Annotated in this window: 15 protein-coding genes and 1 pseudogene; 8 read left to right on the forward strand and 8 right to left on the reverse strand. The window is 65.8% G+C overall.

From position 1 onward, the window contains the following. Positions 1-130: 130 nt before the first annotated feature. On the forward strand, positions 131-1732 hold the full coding sequence (locus IC40_RS0117475) for an HNH endonuclease signature motif containing protein (protein WP_030135992.1): 1602 nt from the start codon (positions 131-133) through the stop codon (positions 1730-1732). A 74-nt stretch (positions 1733-1806) separates the two neighbouring features. Continuing rightward, positions 1807-2046: a microaggregate-binding protein 1 gene (gene mbp1 / locus IC40_RS0117480; protein ID WP_023985493.1), complete on the forward strand. Its 240-nt coding sequence runs from the start codon at positions 1807-1809 to the stop codon at positions 2044-2046. A gap of 83 nt (positions 2047-2129) precedes the next feature. Here the strand turns inward: mbp1 and IC40_RS27900 are convergent, their stop codons facing one another. After that, positions 2130-2771, reverse strand: coding sequence for a hypothetical protein (locus IC40_RS27900; protein ID WP_042509955.1), 642 nt, complete (start codon positions 2769-2771; stop codon positions 2130-2132). Positions 2772-2925: 154 nt separating this feature from the next. Between IC40_RS27900 and IC40_RS0117490 the strand changes: the two genes are divergently transcribed. Then, complete coding sequence (locus IC40_RS0117490) at positions 2926-3786, forward strand: SDR family oxidoreductase (RefSeq protein ID WP_030135994.1); 861 nt, start codon at positions 2926-2928, stop codon at positions 3784-3786. Positions 3787-3798: 12 nt separating this feature from the next. Here the strand turns inward: IC40_RS0117490 and IC40_RS0117495 are convergent, their stop codons facing one another. Continuing rightward, positions 3799-4173: an STAS domain-containing protein gene (locus IC40_RS0117495; protein ID WP_081843469.1), complete on the reverse strand. Its 375-nt coding sequence runs from the start codon at positions 4171-4173 to the stop codon at positions 3799-3801. Positions 4174-4360: 187 nt separating this feature from the next. On the opposite strand from IC40_RS0117495, the gene IC40_RS0117500 reads away from it, so the two are divergent. After that, complete coding sequence (locus tag IC40_RS0117500; protein ID WP_030135996.1) at positions 4361-5545, forward strand: metallophosphoesterase; 1185 nt, start codon at positions 4361-4363, stop codon at positions 5543-5545. A gap of 168 nt (positions 5546-5713) precedes the next feature. Further along, complete coding sequence (locus IC40_RS28035) at positions 5714-5863, forward strand: hypothetical protein (protein ID WP_023985489.1); 150 nt, start codon at positions 5714-5716, stop codon at positions 5861-5863. Here the strand turns inward: IC40_RS28035 and IC40_RS0117510 are convergent. The 4 genes from IC40_RS0117510 to IC40_RS0117530 all read right to left on the reverse strand — a co-directional run bounded on the left by IC40_RS0117510 (position 5836) and on the right by IC40_RS0117530 (position 8860). Then, the gene (locus tag IC40_RS0117510; RefSeq protein ID WP_042509987.1) at positions 5836-6636 is read right to left on the reverse strand and encodes a hydroxypyruvate isomerase family protein; all 801 of its coding nucleotides are present in this window, start codon (positions 6634-6636) and stop codon (positions 5836-5838) included. The two genes, IC40_RS28035 and IC40_RS0117510, sit on opposite strands and share 28 nt — an antisense overlap. Before the next feature lie 31 nt (positions 6637-6667). After that, positions 6668-7378, reverse strand: coding sequence for an SDR family oxidoreductase (locus IC40_RS0117515; protein ID WP_030135998.1), 711 nt, complete (start codon positions 7376-7378; stop codon positions 6668-6670). Positions 7379-7605: 227 nt separating this feature from the next. Continuing rightward, on the reverse strand, positions 7606-8007 hold the full coding sequence (locus tag IC40_RS26910; protein WP_051644369.1) for a hypothetical protein: 402 nt from the start codon (positions 8005-8007) through the stop codon (positions 7606-7608). A gap of 295 nt (positions 8008-8302) precedes the next feature. Next, positions 8303-8860, reverse strand: coding sequence for a hypothetical protein (locus IC40_RS0117530; protein WP_030135999.1), 558 nt, complete (start codon positions 8858-8860; stop codon positions 8303-8305). 171 nt (positions 8861-9031) lie between these two features. Here IC40_RS0117530 and IC40_RS26580 point away from each other — a divergent pair. Next, a pseudogene (locus IC40_RS26580) lies at positions 9032-10378 on the forward strand (APC family permease). Between the two features lie 232 nt (positions 10379-10610). Here IC40_RS26580 and IC40_RS0117545 read toward each other — a convergent pair. Next, positions 10611-11621 carry a YihY/virulence factor BrkB family protein gene (locus IC40_RS0117545; RefSeq protein ID WP_030136001.1) on the reverse strand — a complete coding sequence of 337 codons (1011 nt, stop codon included), beginning with the start codon at positions 11619-11621 and terminating at the stop codon, positions 10611-10613. 74 nt (positions 11622-11695) lie between these two features. Then, positions 11696-12787 carry a GGDEF domain-containing protein gene (locus IC40_RS26915; RefSeq protein WP_051644370.1) on the reverse strand — a complete coding sequence of 364 codons (1092 nt, stop codon included), beginning with the start codon at positions 12785-12787 and terminating at the stop codon, positions 11696-11698. Between the two features lie 317 nt (positions 12788-13104). On the opposite strand from IC40_RS26915, the gene IC40_RS0117555 reads away from it, so the two are divergent. Both IC40_RS0117555 and IC40_RS0117560 read left to right on the forward strand, forming a co-directional pair. Continuing rightward, on the forward strand, positions 13105-13785 hold the full coding sequence (locus IC40_RS0117555; RefSeq protein ID WP_030136003.1) for a GAF and ANTAR domain-containing protein: 681 nt from the start codon (positions 13105-13107) through the stop codon (positions 13783-13785). 124 nt (positions 13786-13909) lie between these two features. Beyond that, positions 13910-16285 (forward strand): PEP/pyruvate-binding domain-containing protein, encoded by a 2376-nt coding sequence (locus tag IC40_RS0117560; protein ID WP_030136004.1) that lies wholly within the window; start codon positions 13910-13912, stop codon positions 16283-16285. The last annotated feature ends 117 nt before the right edge of the window (positions 16286-16402 follow it).

A 16402-nucleotide genomic window follows, 5' to 3' on the forward strand; every position in this document is an offset into this window, starting at 1 on the left:
GTACTGAGGCGGCAACGATCTTTACGGAGCGGGTGCTCCAGGCCCACGGAACGGCCCCGGTGTGTTTCCCGGGGCCGTTCCAATGTTTCGGTGGCCGACCTTGTCGGTGGGTGTCAGTAGAATCGCTCATATGTTCGAACAGTCGGGGTCGTCGGAGTTGAGCGATGGGGAGCTCATCGCCGCGGTCACCGATGCCACCCGCGCGGAGGCGGCTGCGGCGGCCCGGCGGCTGGCATTGGTGGCCGAGGTCACCGCACGGCACTGCGAGGACGAAGACGAGTCGTCGGCGTTGAGGTTGATCGACGGGTGGGCACTCGCGAAGGCCGAGGTCAGTGCCGCCTGCAATCTTGGTCCGCGTGCCGCCAGCGCGCAGATGCGCATCGCGATGGCCCTGCGTGATCGGCTGCCGAAGACCGCGGAAGTGTTCGCCCGCGGGTTGGTGTCGGCGAAAGTGATCAATGCAATCACTTGGCGCACTCAGCTGGTCTGCGATGAGGAGGCGTTGGGGTTGATCGACGCCGGGATCGCCGGCACCGCCCACCAATACGGGGCTTTATCGGAGACCGCGTTGATCCGGGCGGTCGACTTCTGGGTGCACAAGTTCGATCCGATCGCGGTCATCCGATCCAAGGCCGCGGCCAACGACCGCTATATCGACTTCGGCGACACCGATGACCCCGACGGGGTGGTGTCGTTCTGGGGACGGATGCGTGCCACCGACGCCGCGCTCAGCGACACCCGGCTCAACGACCTCGCCCACGGTGTGTGTGACGGTGATCCGCGGACCGTGGCCGAACGCCGCGCCGACGCCCTGGCCGCGGTCCTGACCGGCGCCGAAACCTTGACATGCCTGTGCGGTGACCCCGACTGCGCAGGGTCGGGCAAGGATCCCCGGGCCGGTGCGGTCACCATCTACGTGCTCACCGGACAAGAACCCGACACCGGACACGGAGCGAAGCCCGATGACGGGCCTACGCCCGATGGCAGCGGTAGACAGGACCCGAGGACCGGACCGGCAGTGCCCGGGGAACCCGCGGCCACGCCGCCGGAGGCCGAGCCACAGCCACCCTCGACGCCCGCCGCACCTACCGCCCCAGCCGCCAGCACCCGACTGGGTGCGGGTATCACCCTCGACGGGGCCATCATCCCCGCCCACCTGCTCACCGAGCTCATCAACACCGGCGCGAAAGTCCGGCCCCTGAACAGCGCAACCGACCTGGGCTCCGAACCCCGCTACCGCCCCTCAGCCAAACTGGCCGCCTATGTCCGCATGACCGCCATGACCTGCTGCTTCCCCGGCTGCGGAAAACCCGCCCAGCGCTGCGACCTGGACCATGTCACCCCCTGGCCGGCTGGGGCGACCCACCCGGGCAACCTGCGCCCACTGTGCCGTGAACACCACCTACTGAAAACCGTGAAAGTTGGGTGGACCCCGAAAGCGCACCCCGACGGCACCACCGAGTGGACCTCACCGTCCGGACAGACCTACACGACGATGCCGCTCGGGCCGGTCCTGTTCCCGCACAACACCATCGACATCCCGATACCGAGAACACGACATATCACCCTGATCGGGGAGCGCGGCAATCTCGGCGACCGCGAACCTGACATCCCGCGCCGCCAACGCACCCGACAACACGACCGCCAATACCGCATCAACGCCGAACGCACCCGCAACGCCGCCGAGCTCGCCATCTCACCCAAAAGTGACGCACATCACAAATTGGAATGATCCGAAAAGCGACGGGTATTAACACCGCAGCGAACATCGCCCTCGCGAATATCGCCCCGTAGAAAGGAATCGCCATGGCTGACAGTGGACCCGAAAATGCCGTGAGTGGTGTCGTCGAAGACGTCAAGGGCAAGGTGAAGGAGGTCGCCGGGATCGTCTCCGGCAACGACGGACTTCGCGAAGAGGGACGGGCCCAGCAAGACAAGGCCGAGGCAGAGCGCAACGTCGCCAAGAAGGAAGCGCAGGCCGATGCCGCCCGCGCCGCCGCCAGCGCCGCCGAGGCGCGGCAGAAGAGCGCCGAGAGCGCCAAATAACCCGCGAGAAGACGGCAGCATCAAAACAAGACAATGGGCCCCGCAGCGTCGCGGGGCCCATTGCTATGTCCGAGGACAGTGGGTCAGCTGCTCAGCGCCGCCATCGAGACAGCGGGAACCGGCACATGCCAGTGATGGGCCTCAGCACGGACAGCGGCATCGACATCGGCCACGATCTGTCGCGCGCCGCCGGAGTTGACGTCCATCCACAACTCCGCAGGACCACCGCTGAGCATGATCCGCCTGACCCGCGATCCGCATGCCAACAGGACCGCCGACCGGGCGACCAACTTTCGCGCTGCGCCACACCAGTCCTGATCCTGCACCCGCGTGTGCAGCCCGATGACCTTCACCTTCGGATCCCCGAGCATCAGCGGGGCATCATCGTCGAGATACACATAGTGATTGCGCTCGGCGCACATCGCGAGCCGTGCGAGCTGCGGACCGGTGGTGACCACGAAACGAGAAACACCCAGATCACAAGCCCGACGCAGCGTCGCGGTCGCCGTAGGACAACGAACGATGACCTGCCGCGGCCGGATCCCGCAAAACCGCACCAGGTCGAGGTCCCGGTCGTCGCATGCCGTCACCGATATGCCATGCGCACGAACCCACAGCGCCGACCGGCGATCGCCCAACGCGGCGGCCGGCACACTGTGGCCGGCACTGCGCGGAACCGGGGGTAGGAGCGGGTCGTCGATCGCGGCGTCAACAGCTGATGTCATGTCTCATGCCTACGCCTGCCCGCACGCCCGCGGAATGGCTCATACGCGGCGCTGACGCGACCCCTGCCGATCTTTACGGATTGCTGATGCGTCGACCGTTTCACGGAAAGGCGCCGGGGTATCTCGTCGGCTCAAACCCCGAGTGAAGGAAGATATGGCCTCCCATTCCGACCCAGCACCACATGGCGTCATCCCCTACCCCGGCCGCACGGACGAGATGCAACGCGCCCCCCGCGACGAGATGGCCGACTATGTCGGTCGCGACCTGCTCGCAGGCAAGCGGGCCCTCATCACCGGCGGTGATTCGGGTATCGGCCGTGCCGTCGCGGCGGCGTTCGCCAAGGAGGGGGCCGATGTCGCGATCTCCTATCTCAACGAAGACGCCGATGCCGCACACACCGTCGGACTCATCGAGGCGCAAGGGCGCCGCGCCCTCGCACTCCCAGGGGATTTGGCCGACCCCGCGCACTGCCGCCGCATCGTGGACGAGTCGGTCTCGGCTCTGGGGGGCCTGGACATCTTGGTCAACAACGCGGCCTACCAGTCGCCTGTCGACGACCTCACCGAGCTGTCCGACGAACAATGGCGCCGTACCTTCGCCGTGAACATCGACAGCTTCTTCTATGTCACCAAGGCCGCGCTGCCACATCTGACGCCGGGCGGCTCGATCATCAACACCGGGTCGATCAACGGGCTGCGCGGTAACAAGACGCTGATCGACTATTCGGCGACCAAAGGTGCAGTCATCGCCTTGACCTACTCACTGTCTCAGGCGCTCAGCGACCGCGGGATCCGCGTCAATTGCGTTGCGCCAGGGCCGGTGTGGACCCCGCTGATCCCCGCGACGATGGATGCCGAGAAGACGGCGTCCTTCGGTGAACAGACACCGATGGGGCGCGCAGCCGAACCCGACGAGATCGCACCGTCGTATGTGTTCTTCGCCGCAGGACGCATGTCGTCCTATTACAGCGGTGAAGTGCTGGCACCGATCGGCGGCGAAACATTGCCGGGCTGAGGCGTCCGCCGATCAGATCTGACTGGCCAGCGGGTCCCGCCTGACAGCGGCAAGCGCGGTATCGCGTGTGCTGTGCAGGGGTACCTGGCTGTCGACACCGATCAGTGTCATGGGCCGCCTCGTCTTGGGACCATCGGCGACGACCAGGAATTTCACCCTGTCGCTCAGCCGGCCATTTGCTCGGATCAGTACATTCATGCCGCGCGCGGCCAGAAAGTCGAGTTCGGTCAGGTCGACGACGATCGCATCAGGGCCGCGGTTGAGGACCTCATCGATCTGCCGTTCGAGTACCGCGGCGGTCGTGATGTCTAGATCGCCGACACAATTCATGATCACCGTCGAGTCCAACCACATGGTTTTGACGGTGATAGAGCCTGGATCAGTCATGATGCCTCGCAGACCAATATTTGGTAGGGCGCGATGACTCAAAGGCTGACTCTTAACCTCCGAGCAAAAAGCCGGATGACGTCAGCTTACGCGCACTGTCTGATCATGGACAGCCCGTTCGGCAACGTGCCTGGTCGCCCGCCATGGGTACCGTCGTTTTCAACCCCCAGAGCGTGACCGAGGTGCCATGACCGAAAACCCAGCCGAAGTAGTCGAAGAAACCGGCCATCCCCCGCGGCCGGCGTCAAAGCACTGGCGGCGGTTTGCGGTGGTGTCGGTGGTGCTGGGACTGCTTTTCGGCGTCCCCTGGTGGACGCTGGTGGTCGCCGCCGCGTGGCCGGCGCCGGTCTTCATAGCAGGGACGCTGGCTTTCGCGGTCGCGCTGGTGGCGTTGCCGCTGCTGATGTTTACCGGGCACGGCAAACATCGCGACGTGCCGGCCGCGATCGGGGACGTGCTCCTCGGCGTGATCTGGGTGGTGTTCGTCTGGTCGCTTCTCGGCAACATCGCGCGGCTCGTGCTCATCGGCCTGGGAATCGACGATCCGCTGCGGTCACGTCTGATCGCCGCCGCCGTCCTGGTGGTGTCGACCGTGCTGCTGGCCTGGGGTCACTACGAAGCGATGCGGATCCCGCGGGTGCGTCGGGTGCCGGTCCGGATGTCGCGGTTGGGCCCTGGCCTCGACGGCCTGCGGGTGGCGATCATCACCGACACCCACTACGGCCCCATCAACCGGGCGCGCTGGTCTGCCGCCATGGTGGGGAGGGTGAACGAACTCGATGCGGACATCGTCTGCCACGTCGGCGACATCGCCGACGGCACGGTTGAGATGCGCCGCGAGCAGGCAGCGCCACTGGCGGCGATCACCGCGGCGACGCGCGCGTACGTGACCGGCAATCACGAGTATTTCAGCGAGGCGCAGGAGTGGCTCGACCACCTGGATTCCATCGGCTGGAGCTCCCTGCACAATCGGCACGTGACCGTGGAGCGCGGCGGCGACCGGCTGATCGTGGCCGGGATCGACGATGCCACCGCCGCCGGTTCCGGTGTCAGCGGTCATGGCCAGGACCTGGCGGCGGCGCTGGCCGGTGCCGAAGACGGCGCACCGATCCTGTTGCTGGCACATCAACCCAAACAGATCCGTCACGCGGTGGCCGCCGGAGTGGATCTGCAGATATCCGGTCACACCCATGGCGGCCAGATATGGCCCTTCAACTTTCTGGTACGACTCGAACAGCCCGTCGTGCAGGGACTGAGCAGCCACGGCGAGCGCACCCAGCTCTACACCAGCCGCGGCACGGGCTACTGGGGTCCGCCGTTCCGGATCTTCGCCCCCAGTGAGATCACTCTGCTGACACTGAGCACCGCCTGACAGGTGCGGTAATGGCTTGCGTTGTAGCCAAACTCACACCTCGAAACTTGCTTTACACAGAATTAACACCGACGATCGAGGTGTTGCTCATATCGGGTGATCCCCGCTGTGACAACGGATTTGAAACGCAAGCTCTGTGACCCAGGGCACTTTGAGGGAGTGAGAAGAATGTCGTTCGCGAAGTTTCGTGCCGATATGAAGCGGGCCAACAACCGGCGCCGCCTATACGCGCGGATCAACGCCATGCCCCATTCGACGGTGCGCGAAGAGCTGATCGCTGTCGCGCAGCGTTACGAATTCGACCGCGCCGCCGACTGATCCCAGGGGCTGCCGCCGCGTCGATTCCTCGGCAACCACCCGAACGGATCGGGGGCGGTCGGTCGATACTCGAGACTGACATGCCCCCGGTAGCCGCGGGCGAACAGTTGTGCGAGAAGACCATCGAAATCGATCGTCCCGGTGCCGGGCTCAGCCCGGCCCGGGTCGTCGGCAATCTGGACGTGACCGATCCGATCCCCGAAATCCGCTATGGCGGTGCCGATATCGTCACCGTTGACACTCAGGTGATAGAGATCGGCGAGTAGGCGCAGGGCAGGGGCGCCCACCCCGTCGATGACGGCGATCGCGTCTGCGGCGGTCCGCAACGGATAAGCCTCGATGCCGCTGAGTGGTTCGATCAGGATGACCGCGCCGATGCGCTCGGCCATTCCCGCAACATGGGCCAGGTTCTCCGCCGCCATCTCGTCCTGCGCCGCCGCGCTGATATCGGGCATCCGATTCCCATAGAGGGTGTTCAGAGCACCGACGCCCAAATGCTCTGCGATGCCGAAAGCAATTTCGGCGTTGTCGCGGAACATGTTTCGCCGATCCGGGTCCGAGGCGAGTCCGCGCTCCCCCACGGCCATGTCACCACCGGCGAGGTTCAGTGCGGCCAACTGAACACCCGCTTCCTCGACCGCCCGAATGAATGCCTGCACTTCCCTGTCCCTCGGGACTGCCGAATCGAACGGCCACCAGAACTCGACAGCCTCGAACCCGGCATCGCGAGCGGCCTGCGGCCGCTGCAACACCGGAACGTCGGCGAACAGCATCGAGCAGTTGACGACATAGCGGGACGACACGTCAACCCCGTCCGACGTACTTCATCCCGCGGGCCATCACGGTGATGGTCGGCACCGACACATCGACCGGCAGACCCACGATATGGGTGATCAGTTCGGCCACATGGGCGACGTCGATCGACGCCTCTGCGAATCCGGCGGTCATGTCGGTGGCGGCATTGCCGATGTCGATCTGGGTCACATCGATATCGACATCCCGGAGATCGAGCAGCATGGATGCCGTCAACCCGCTTATCGCATGCTTGGTGACGGCGTAAGCCACGCTGTCCGGCCGTGGCCGGTGCGCCGCGAGCGACCCGTTGTTGATGATGCGCCCCCCGCGTGGCGACTGCGCGATCATCGTGCGCGCAGCAGCACGCGCGCAGAACACCGCACCGTCGACATTGGTGCGCCAGACGGTGTGCCACTGCTCGACCTCGATATCGGTGATCGACGCACGCGGCCCGAAGACACCGGCGTTGTTGAAGAGTGCATCTACCCGCCCGAATCGTTCAACAGCCTGTGCAAACAACGCGTCGACGGAATCGGAATCGGTGACATCGGTGGGAACGACGAGTGCGTCCGTGCTGCCTTGCGCAGTCTCGGCCAATGAGTCGGCGTGCCTACCTGCCAAGACGACCCGCTGCCCCGCACCGAGCAGGGACCGCGCGCACGCCCGCCCGATGCCGCTACCGGCCCCTGTGATGACGATGGTTTTCGCATCCTGCTGCATGACCCCGATTGTGCTGTACCGCCTGTGCCGCGGATTGGCCGACCGGTTCGGCGGGCACCCCCGCCCCATGAACGCTCAACCTGACAAGTCCGACACCGACGCGAGTACCGACACTGATGAGGTTCCACCTCCCGGGCCGACAGATCAGGGACGCACCGGGGGCATGGCGACGCGCGAAGTCGCCCCGGATGTCGTCGAGAAACACCGGGGCGAATCGCTCGATTGAGTTAACGGGCGGCGTCGCGACGCCCCTGCTTCTCGGCATGGGCCAAGCCCTCCACCCGATCGGCGGTGGTGCGTTTGTCGGCGGCGTCTTCGCGTTTGGTCTGTGCCGCGGCGCGCTTGTCCGATGCGTCGGCGGTGACCGCGTTCTCGGCCGCGTCGATGCGGTCGAATTCGCCGCGTTGCACCTTTCGTACCGACTCCCGCCGCTGAGCGGCCGCATCGGCGGCTCGGCGCGCGGCAGTGTCGGCCTTGCGTCCGGCGGTCTCGGTGGCATTGCGCCGGCGTTGATCGGCATCGCTGACCGCCTCGGCGACGGCGTCACGTTTGGCGGCGCGCGCATCCTCGCGTTCTTGCACGACCTCCTCGCGCGCCTCCTGCAGCGTTTCGTCGGCCTGTCGCCGCATGGCATCGGCGTCGGCGTCGAGCCGGGCGGCGCGGCCGCGTGCTGCGCTGCGATGCGATGCGCCAGCACAACTCCGTCGTGGGATAGCTGCCGATCGCCCAGCGCATGCCCGATCACAGCGTCCAGCGCGCCGACGGACCGCTCGTAGAGCAGTCGCGCCGGCGCCTCTACATCAAATCGGGATAGCACTCGATCTTCGAACAGCTGCAATGGGATTCGCGCCAAGCGATACTGCGCCCTGGCTATCGTGCGGGGGACTTCCATGACGTTCATACGAGCTCCTGTTCGGTTCGGGATCACCGATTCTCGGTCCGGTCGGTCAACTTCTCTGCCCTGCTCCGCAATTCGTCGGCCTCGGCCGCCCGGCGGTCGGCCTCATCGACCTGCGCGGCGTGGGTTTCGAGCGCATCGACGGCGTCAGCCGCAGCGGCCCGCGCATCAACCCGCTCCTGCGCCTCGGCTCGCCCGATCTCCAACCGAGCGTCCTGCTCGGCCTGCAACTGCTGCCGAGCACCTTCGCTGCGGGCAGCCTCGACACCCGCCTGTGTCTGGGCGTCCTGCTCCCCGGCAATCGACTCGTCGATCGCAGCGGTGACATGTCGCACCGAATCTCGTTGCTCAGCGGCCTGTCGATGCGCTTCGCGCTCCTGGCGGCGGGCCGTCTCGGCTTCGGCGTTCGCGACCGCCTCGACGGTGTTCGCTTCCTTGCGCTGACGAGCCTGTTCCTGCTCCAGCTGTCCTTCTGCGGTCAGCGAATTGTTACCGGTCACGGCGCCGGCAAACTCCTTGGCCTTGCCCTTGACCGAATCGATCAGACCCCTGCGGGCCTGGCCTGACGCATCACGTGCTGTCATCGGGTTTCCTCCGGTTGTCTGAATGGTGTGTGTCCGAGCGTCACGTGTCATCGGATGCTCGTTTCGGCAGCGGCCAAACGGCACGCCGGCGAATCGTCCTGATGCGCAAGGCGGACTGCGTGCATAAACCGCGGTCCGCCGGGTACACCGCAGCGCGCAGATCAACGGAGTGTGGAGGAAGCAACGTCGTCGGAAACACTGGTCGGCCCGCAACGCACCACCGAGAAGCTCAAGCGCAGGATCACAGCGCCGCTGTTGTTCCTGTTCATCCTCGGTGATGTGCTGGGCGCGGGCATCTATGCGTTGATGGGCGTGCTTTCCGAGGAGGTCGGCGGTGCCCTGTGGGCGCCGCTGCTGGTTGCGCTGTTGCTGGCGCTACTCACCGCGGGTTCCTATGCCGAACTGGTGACCAAGTACCCCAAGGCCGGCGGCGCCGCGGTATTCGCCGAGCGAGCGTTCCGCCAGCCACTGGTCTCGTTCCTGGTGGGATTTTGCATGCTGGCCGCCGGGGTCACCAGCGCGGCCGGTCTGGCGCTGGCCTTTGCCGGCGACTATCTGCGCACCTTCATCGACGTCCCGGCCATACCGGCCGCCGTGGTGTTCCTCGGCCTGGTCGCTGCGCTCAATGCCAGGGGCATCAGCGAATCGATGAAGAGCAACGTGGTCATGACGGTCATCGAACTCACCGGTCTGCTGATCGTGATCATCGCCGGTGCCGTGCTCATCGGTCGCGGCGGGGGCGATGTCGACCGCGTTATGGAGTTCCCGGCGGACTCGACCCCGGCGTTGGCCATTCTGGGTGGTGCGATCATCGCCTACTACTCATTCGTCGGATTCGAGACCTCGGCCAATATCGTCGAGGAAGTCCGAGATCCGAGCAGGATCTATCCCCGGGCGTTGTTCGCCGCGCTGATCACCGCGGGCGCGGTGTACGTCCTGGTCGGTCTGGCGAGCGCGGTGGTGCTGCCGACTGACTAGTTGGCAGCATCGAGTGGGCCGCTGCTCGACGTCGTCTCGGCCTCCGGACTGAACATCCCGGCGTGGGTCTTCTCGGCCATCGCTCTGGTCGCCGTCGCCAACGGTGCGCTGCTCACCATGATCATGGCGAGCAGGCTGGCATTCGGAATGGCCGAGCACGGCCTGCTCCCCGGAGTTTTGGGCAGAGTCCTGCCACGACGCCGAACCCCATGGGTCGCCATCGTGTCGACGACCGCGGTGGCCATGGCGCTGACCCTGATCGGCGATCTGTCGACACTGGCCGAGACGGTCGTCCTGCTGCTGTTGGTGGTGTTCATCTCGACCAATATCGCCGTGCTGGTGCTGCGTCGTGATGTGGTCGAGCATCCACATTTCCGCGTATGGACTATCGTCCCGGTACTCGGTGTGGCGTCGTGCGTGCTGTTGCTGACCCAACAGTCGGCCAAGGTCTGGCTGTTCGCCGGCATTCTGGTGGCCGTCGGCGCGGTGCTCTTCTTGGGCACCCGCGCCGCGCACGGACAGCTCAGTAGGCGGTCGTGAGCGGCTCCGGCGCCGAAATCGGTTGCGGCACAGTACGTCGGCGAGCCGCGGCGAGCACAGTCGCCCCGGCGACGATTCCCCCGAGGATGAGCGTGGGCCACCATAGGGCCTGCGCAATCACGATCCTGCGTTGCACCTTGAGTCCGAACCGAGTGGCAGACTTCGCCTTACCGGTGACGCTCACAAGCATGCTCCCATCTGGAGTAAGAGTGGCCGGACAATCTTCGGCCACTCACTGATTGGCTCCGGCCATACCCTCACCGTCGCGCCGGGAAACCTCGTGATCGACCGGTGTCTCGTCGAAGCTGACATCCACTCGCTGAAAACCCTTGGCCTGCTGGGCTTCGGCCTGCCCGGAGTACATGCGGCGATCCGCCGCGGTCAGCTCGACATTATCGGTGAACGGGGTCAGCAGTGCGCGGGGATGCAAACGGTCCACGCGGACGGCATTGATCTGGGCACAGACCAACAGCGACGTGGAGACCAGGTACAGGAAGGCCAGCAAGCCGAGAACGATGGCGAACACGCTGTTGGTGACGCTTGCCGAACCGACGACATGGGTGACGTAAGAGGCACCGAACCATTGCAGGATCTGCCACAGGCACGCAGCTATCAACGCACCCGGCAACACCTGGGGCACGGTCAGCTCGCGCACCGTCGTGACACGGAATGCAATGACGCAGACCGCAGTATTGAGGGCCAGTGAGGCGATGACCACCGCACTCGTCCCGAGGAATCCGAGGTCGGCCCAACTGCGGCCCACGGCGGTGAGCACCGTGGTGGCGATCAGTGCCGAGCCGAGCACCAGCAGCAGCATCAGGCTACGCAGCCGAGCCCTGATCGGGTCGGGCCGCACATAGCGCGGCACCGCCCAGATGGTGTCCATGGCGTTCTGCAGCGCCGTGCCCGCCCCGAGACCGCCATAGAGTGCGCCGATGATCCCTACGACGACGGCCGTCGTCCCGCCGCTGAGCGCATTGGGCTCGCTCATCTGATCGCCCAGCAGCGGAAACTGACTGATGGCCGAATCGACGATCTGCTCCCGCCACTGCGGCCGATCGCGCAACACAACCCCGAGTGCCGTGGTGAGCAACATGAGGACCGGGAAGAGCGAGACGAAGGTGTAGTAGGTGATCAACGCGGCCAGGTAATTGGCCTGGTCGTCGACGTACTTGTAGACCACCGCGATCGCAAATCCGGCGGCGCGGCTGCGCTGTTGGACACGGTCGAGCCAAGCCAACATCGCGATCCTCCCGCCACGCGACCGGGTGCCGCGGCTCAGGAGTACCCGCTCACCCCCGCATCCTCACCTGCGGTTCACCCAGCGGCGACCTGAACCCGGTCGCCACCTGCGCGCTTGGCGGTGTACATCGCCCGGTCGGCGGCGTCGAGCAGGCGCTCGGTGAGGGCAATGGTGTCGACGAATGCGGCGTGCTCGAGCGTGGCGCCGGCAATGCCGATGCTGACCGTGAAGCGAGCCGGAGCCCGATGGAACTGGCTGCACAGCCGCTCGGCCATCACCACCGCATCTCCGATGGCCCCGATCGCGATGATCGCGAACTCCTCGCCGCCGACCCGGGCGATCACCGCGTGGTCGGGACAGGTCATGCGCATCAATCTGGACAGCGTGACCAACACGCCGTCCCCGGTGGCATGTCCATGGGTGTCGTTGATCGCCTTGAAGTTGTCGATATCGAGCATCGTGAGGGATACCTTGACACCTCCACCGTTCCCCGCGGTCCCCACGAGCTGGCCGACAGATCGCGACAGCCCGCGCCGATTCGCCAGTCCCGTCAGGGGGTCGATATCGGAGTCGACGGCGGCGTCGCTGAGCAGTTGCAAAAGCAGTCGCAGGGTGATCGGCACCACCGTGACCGTGGCCAGTCGCAGCACGCCATCGGCCAATCCCTCGTAGAGGTCGCCGGCCAGCGCCTCCGACACGATCTTCATGATGATCGGCACCGTGGCCATCCCCAATACGGTCGCCAGATGCGGCAACGTGTGTAGGCCGGCGACGTAGGTGGCGGTAAGGGCGAATGCCAAGGTTCCGGTGACGGGACTGCCGTCGAGGATGTACAGCACGCAGGTGATGGCGATGCTGGCGTTCAGGACGATCACGATGAATCTGGACTGTCGGTAAGTGGGCCACCCGGCGAACCACCACCAGCCGAGCAATATTGCCAGCACGCCACACGACATGGTCACGATGCGCGCGACGGGCGCAACGACGCCCTGGGCGCTGAACGTCATCAGGATCGGCCACGCCCCGATGGCGACGCAAGATGCGCCGACGCCGAATCGGGCGAGCCGTCCGTAGCCGCTGTCCTGGACGAGCTGGATGAGCCAGTCATAGCGGCTGGGTTGCCGCCACCACCGTCCGAACGTGGCGACCACGCCGGTGTCGCCCACAGCAGACTCCCCCCTCGACCGGACCGTTGGTCCGGCTGCCCTGCCGTCATTGGACCACGGTCGGGCCGCCAGTTTGGCGAAATGCTGTCCGGGCTCTGGCCAACCACACTGGCCGCGAAGAAAGCCACCCGGAAGATCATGTGAGCGCGACGGTGAGACTCTGGTCCCGCTGACTTCTTAACGCGGCTGCCGACCAACCCTGAGCCCACCTCATGCCGGGATAACGCAGCCTGTCATCGCGGCACTAAGGACGCGTTACCCGTGAACTCGGTTGACCAAACTGTACGTGGCAGCGCGCATTCTTCTAGGGTGGCGGGATGACGTTTGACTCCAGTGGCGACCTCGCCCAGCGGATGGCCGAACTGGCTCGCGCCGTCGCCTTGCAGAGTGTCGACGACGTGCTGCGCGATGTCACGACCGCAGCAATCGAACTGATCCCGGAGGCCGACACCGCGGGAATCCTGCTGATCGGCAAGGACTCGACGTACGAGTCGCTGGCCACCACCAGCGACCTGCCCAACAAGCTCGACGAGCTGCAGGTCACCTTCGGTGAGGGTCCCTGCATGCAGGCAGCGCTGGATGACATCGTGGTGCGCACCGACGACTTCCGCAACGAGCCGCGCTGGCCGAAGTACTCACCGGCGGCCCTGGAGCACGGCGTGCGCAGCGGCCTGTCGTTCAAGCTGTACACCGCCAACCGCACTGCCGGAGCATTGAATCTCTTCAGCTTTCACCCCAACGTCTGGACCGCCCGCGCCGAAACCACAGGCCTGGTGCTGGCCGCGCATGCCGCCGCGGCGATCCTGGCAAGCCGCCAGAGCGAAGAGCTCGAGTCGGCGGTGGCCAGCCGCGACCGCATCGGGCAGGCCAAGGGGATCATCATGGAACGCTTCAAGATCGACGACGTGCAGGCATTCGCCTTGCTGCGCAAGCTGTCCCAGGACAGCAATACCAAACTTGCCGATATCGCCGAGCAGGTGATCAACACCCGTAGCTGAGCGGCGGCGACGTCTCGGCATCAGATAGGGATCAGAGCGCGGTCTTGCCAACCGCGCGGCCGTCTGCTGTCATGATGCCGACCGTAATTACAATACCGTCCGTATCGTATTCTGAAGGGGCCTGATGGAGACGTCGCCGATCGTGGAGTTCGACGACATCACCGACGGCAGCCTCGGCGGTAAAGCCGCCGGACTGGCGGAGCTGCGCCGAATCGGCCTGCCCGTGCCGGTCGGATTCGTCCTCGCCGATGCCGCGCAACACGACACCCTCCAGGACGCGGTCGAACGCTTCACCCAAATGGTCTCCGCGGGAACGGTTCCCGTCGCAGTGCGCTCCTCGGCCATCGGCGAGGACGGGGTCGACCAATCCTTCGCGGGTCAGTACGAAACCGTGCTGAGCGTCGGCAGCGTCGACGAGTTCGTCACCGCAGTGCGCCGGTGCGCCGACTCGGTCGCCTCGCAACGGGCGTCGGCATACAGCGGGCGCGACACGGCCACCATGCATCTGGTGGTGCAGCAGATGGTGGACGCCCGCGCCGCGGGCGTGGTCTTCACAGCCGATCCCACCACCGGACGGCGCGACCTGATGATCATCGACTCCGTCGCCGGTCTCGGGGAGGCACTGGTCGATGGATCAGCCTCGTCGGACCACCTCGTGCTCAACGCCGACGGAACCACCGCACTGTGCGAATCCGCCGGAACACCGATACTGACCACCGACGACATCGCCGCGATCCGCACCGGCGCGTTACGGGCCGCTCGGCACTGGGACATGCCGATGGACCTCGAATGGGCCATCGACCGATCGGGAACGCTGTGGTGGTTGCAAGCCCGCCCCATCACCACCCTCCCCGGCGACCTCAACGAAATGGACTCCCCGCCGGCGGGTGTCGATCATGTCTACACCCGCTGCAACATCGGAGAGATGATGCCGGGTGCGTTCTGTCCGCTCACGGCGTCGGTATCCGGTTACGCCATCGATTACGCGATGCAGATGACCCAGGTGGTCGCGCGAGCCCAGCCGCGCTACGAGACACCCTGGTTGCAGGTCGGCTATTTCTACGGCCACATGTTCTTGAACCTCACCGAAGGTACGGCGCTGAGCTCGGGCATCCTCGGCAACTCGCGCGAGCAGTTCTCGATGTCGATATGCGGCCGGGTGATCGACGAGCTGGAAGCCAAACCCGCACAACCATTCATCCGCAAGCTCGGCAACACCATTCGATTGGTGAGCCACGCGCTGTCGGTCGGCCCGGCAATCCGCCGACTCGACGACCGGATCACCCGATTCCGCATTCCCGCCACCGCCGATGCACGAGAAATGTTGCGCGCGCTGGAATCCGGTGTCGAGCTCTACTGTGACGTCACGCTCATCCACGTGCGGTCCTCATCACGTGCCGCCGTCGCGGCGAACGTCCTGGAGAGCACCCTGATCGGCCGGGCCGTCCGACAGGGTCGTACCGAAACCGACGGTCGGGCCGAGGCCATGCGCCTGATGGCCGGCGCCGATGACGTCGAGAGTGCGCTGATGCTCCAGCAGCTGAGGTCGGTGGTGGCGCAGCTGGCTGCCGATCCGCCGGCGGCGGATCGGTTCCTCGCCCATGCACCCGATGTGGCTGTCCGAAATCTGTGCGGCGACGTAGCGGGCAACGGGTTGCGCGAGTTCCTCGGCAGGCACGGACACCGCGGATACCGGGAACTGTGTATGCGCGACCCGTCCTGGGCAGACGACCCGGCGGGCCTCGGATCGATGATGCAGGCGATGCTGCGGGCCTCGCTCGTCACCCCCGGGCGTGTATCCGCACCCGATGCGGTGCATGAGAAGTCCCCCGCGCCGATCGAACTGCTGGCCCGTCTCGCCAGGGGCGGCGCCCGCGGACGCGAACAGACCAAAGCCAAGATGGCGCTGATGGCCCATGCGCTCAAGCGTGGGTACCGCGATCTCGGTGAGCTACTCCAGCGCACCGGCCGACTGCCCGATGCCGATCTCGTGTTCTTCTTCGACCGCTCCGAGCTGGAGCAGGTGGTGGGCGACGATGACATCACCGATCTCGTCCACCGTGCGGCGAAACGCCGCGATGCCCTCCCCTACCAGGACGCGCTCGAATTCGACGATGTCTCGGTGGGGCGACCGAGACCACGGATCGCGACACCGCACGCCGGAGAACTCGGCGACGATGACACGATCATCGGCCGTCCGGCGAGTCGAGGCGTGGTCGAGGGCACCGTGCGGGTGGCGAAATCCGTCCGCGACGCCGGGGCCGTGCGCCCCGGGGAGATCCTCGTGGCACCCGTGACCGATGTCGGCTGGACACCGTACTTCACCGTGATCTCCGCTCTGGTGACCGATATCGGCAGCTCGGTATCCCACGGCGCAGTGGTGGCGCGCGAGTACGGCCTGCCTTGTGTGGTGAACACCTTGATCGGCACCCAGACCTTCCAGACCGGTGACCGCATCCGGGTCGACGGTGATCGAGGTCTGGTCACCCGGATCCGTTGAGGGGGGACGGCGCAACCGCCGTCGTCCGGTGAACGATGATCTGCCGGGTATGGTCGGTGCGGCAAAACGGAACGCCGACATCACGTTGGAGGGGATCGTTCGGTGGGTAGTTACCGA

The sequence above is a fragment of the Mycolicibacterium neoaurum ATCC 25795 genome (assembly GCF_000691525.1).
GTDB classification, from domain to species: Bacteria; Actinomycetota; Actinomycetes; order Mycobacteriales; family Mycobacteriaceae; genus Mycobacterium; species Mycobacterium neoaurum.

Excerpts from the sequence above, each read along its gene's own strand:
- IC40_RS0117530 (WP_030135999.1), bottom strand. The coding sequence starts at position 8,860 with ATGACAGCACGTGATGCGTCAGGCCAGGCCCGCAGGGGTCTGATCGAT.
- IC40_RS0117500 (WP_030135996.1), top strand. The coding sequence starts at position 4,361 with ATGACCGAAAACCCAGCCGAAGTAGTCGAAGAAACCGGCCATCCCCCG.
- IC40_RS0117560 (WP_030136004.1), top strand. The coding sequence starts at position 13,910 with ATGGAGACGTCGCCGATCGTGGAGTTCGACGACATCACCGACGGCAGC.
- IC40_RS0117490 (WP_030135994.1), top strand. The coding sequence starts at position 2,926 with ATGGCCTCCCATTCCGACCCAGCACCACATGGCGTCATCCCCTACCCC.
- IC40_RS26910 (WP_051644369.1), bottom strand. The coding sequence starts at position 8,007 with ATGCGGCGACAGGCCGACGAAACGCTGCAGGAGGCGCGCGAGGAGGTC.
- IC40_RS0117515 (WP_030135998.1), bottom strand. The coding sequence starts at position 7,378 with ATGCAGCAGGATGCGAAAACCATCGTCATCACAGGGGCCGGTAGCGGC.
- IC40_RS0117555 (WP_030136003.1), top strand. The coding sequence starts at position 13,105 with ATGACGTTTGACTCCAGTGGCGACCTCGCCCAGCGGATGGCCGAACTG.
- mbp1 (WP_023985493.1), top strand. The coding sequence starts at position 1,807 with ATGGCTGACAGTGGACCCGAAAATGCCGTGAGTGGTGTCGTCGAAGAC.
- IC40_RS0117495 (WP_081843469.1), bottom strand. The coding sequence starts at position 4,173 with ATGACTGATCCAGGCTCTATCACCGTCAAAACCATGTGGTTGGACTCG.
- IC40_RS0117545 (WP_030136001.1), bottom strand. The coding sequence starts at position 11,621 with ATGTTGGCTTGGCTCGACCGTGTCCAACAGCGCAGCCGCGCCGCCGGA.
- IC40_RS28035 (WP_023985489.1), top strand. The coding sequence starts at position 5,714 with ATGTCGTTCGCGAAGTTTCGTGCCGATATGAAGCGGGCCAACAACCGG.
- IC40_RS0117510 (WP_042509987.1), bottom strand. The coding sequence starts at position 6,636 with ATGCTGTTCGCCGACGTTCCGGTGTTGCAGCGGCCGCAGGCCGCTCGC.
- IC40_RS27900 (WP_042509955.1), bottom strand. The coding sequence starts at position 2,771 with ATGACATCAGCTGTTGACGCCGCGATCGACGACCCGCTCCTACCCCCG.
- IC40_RS0117475 (WP_030135992.1), top strand. The coding sequence starts at position 131 with ATGTTCGAACAGTCGGGGTCGTCGGAGTTGAGCGATGGGGAGCTCATC.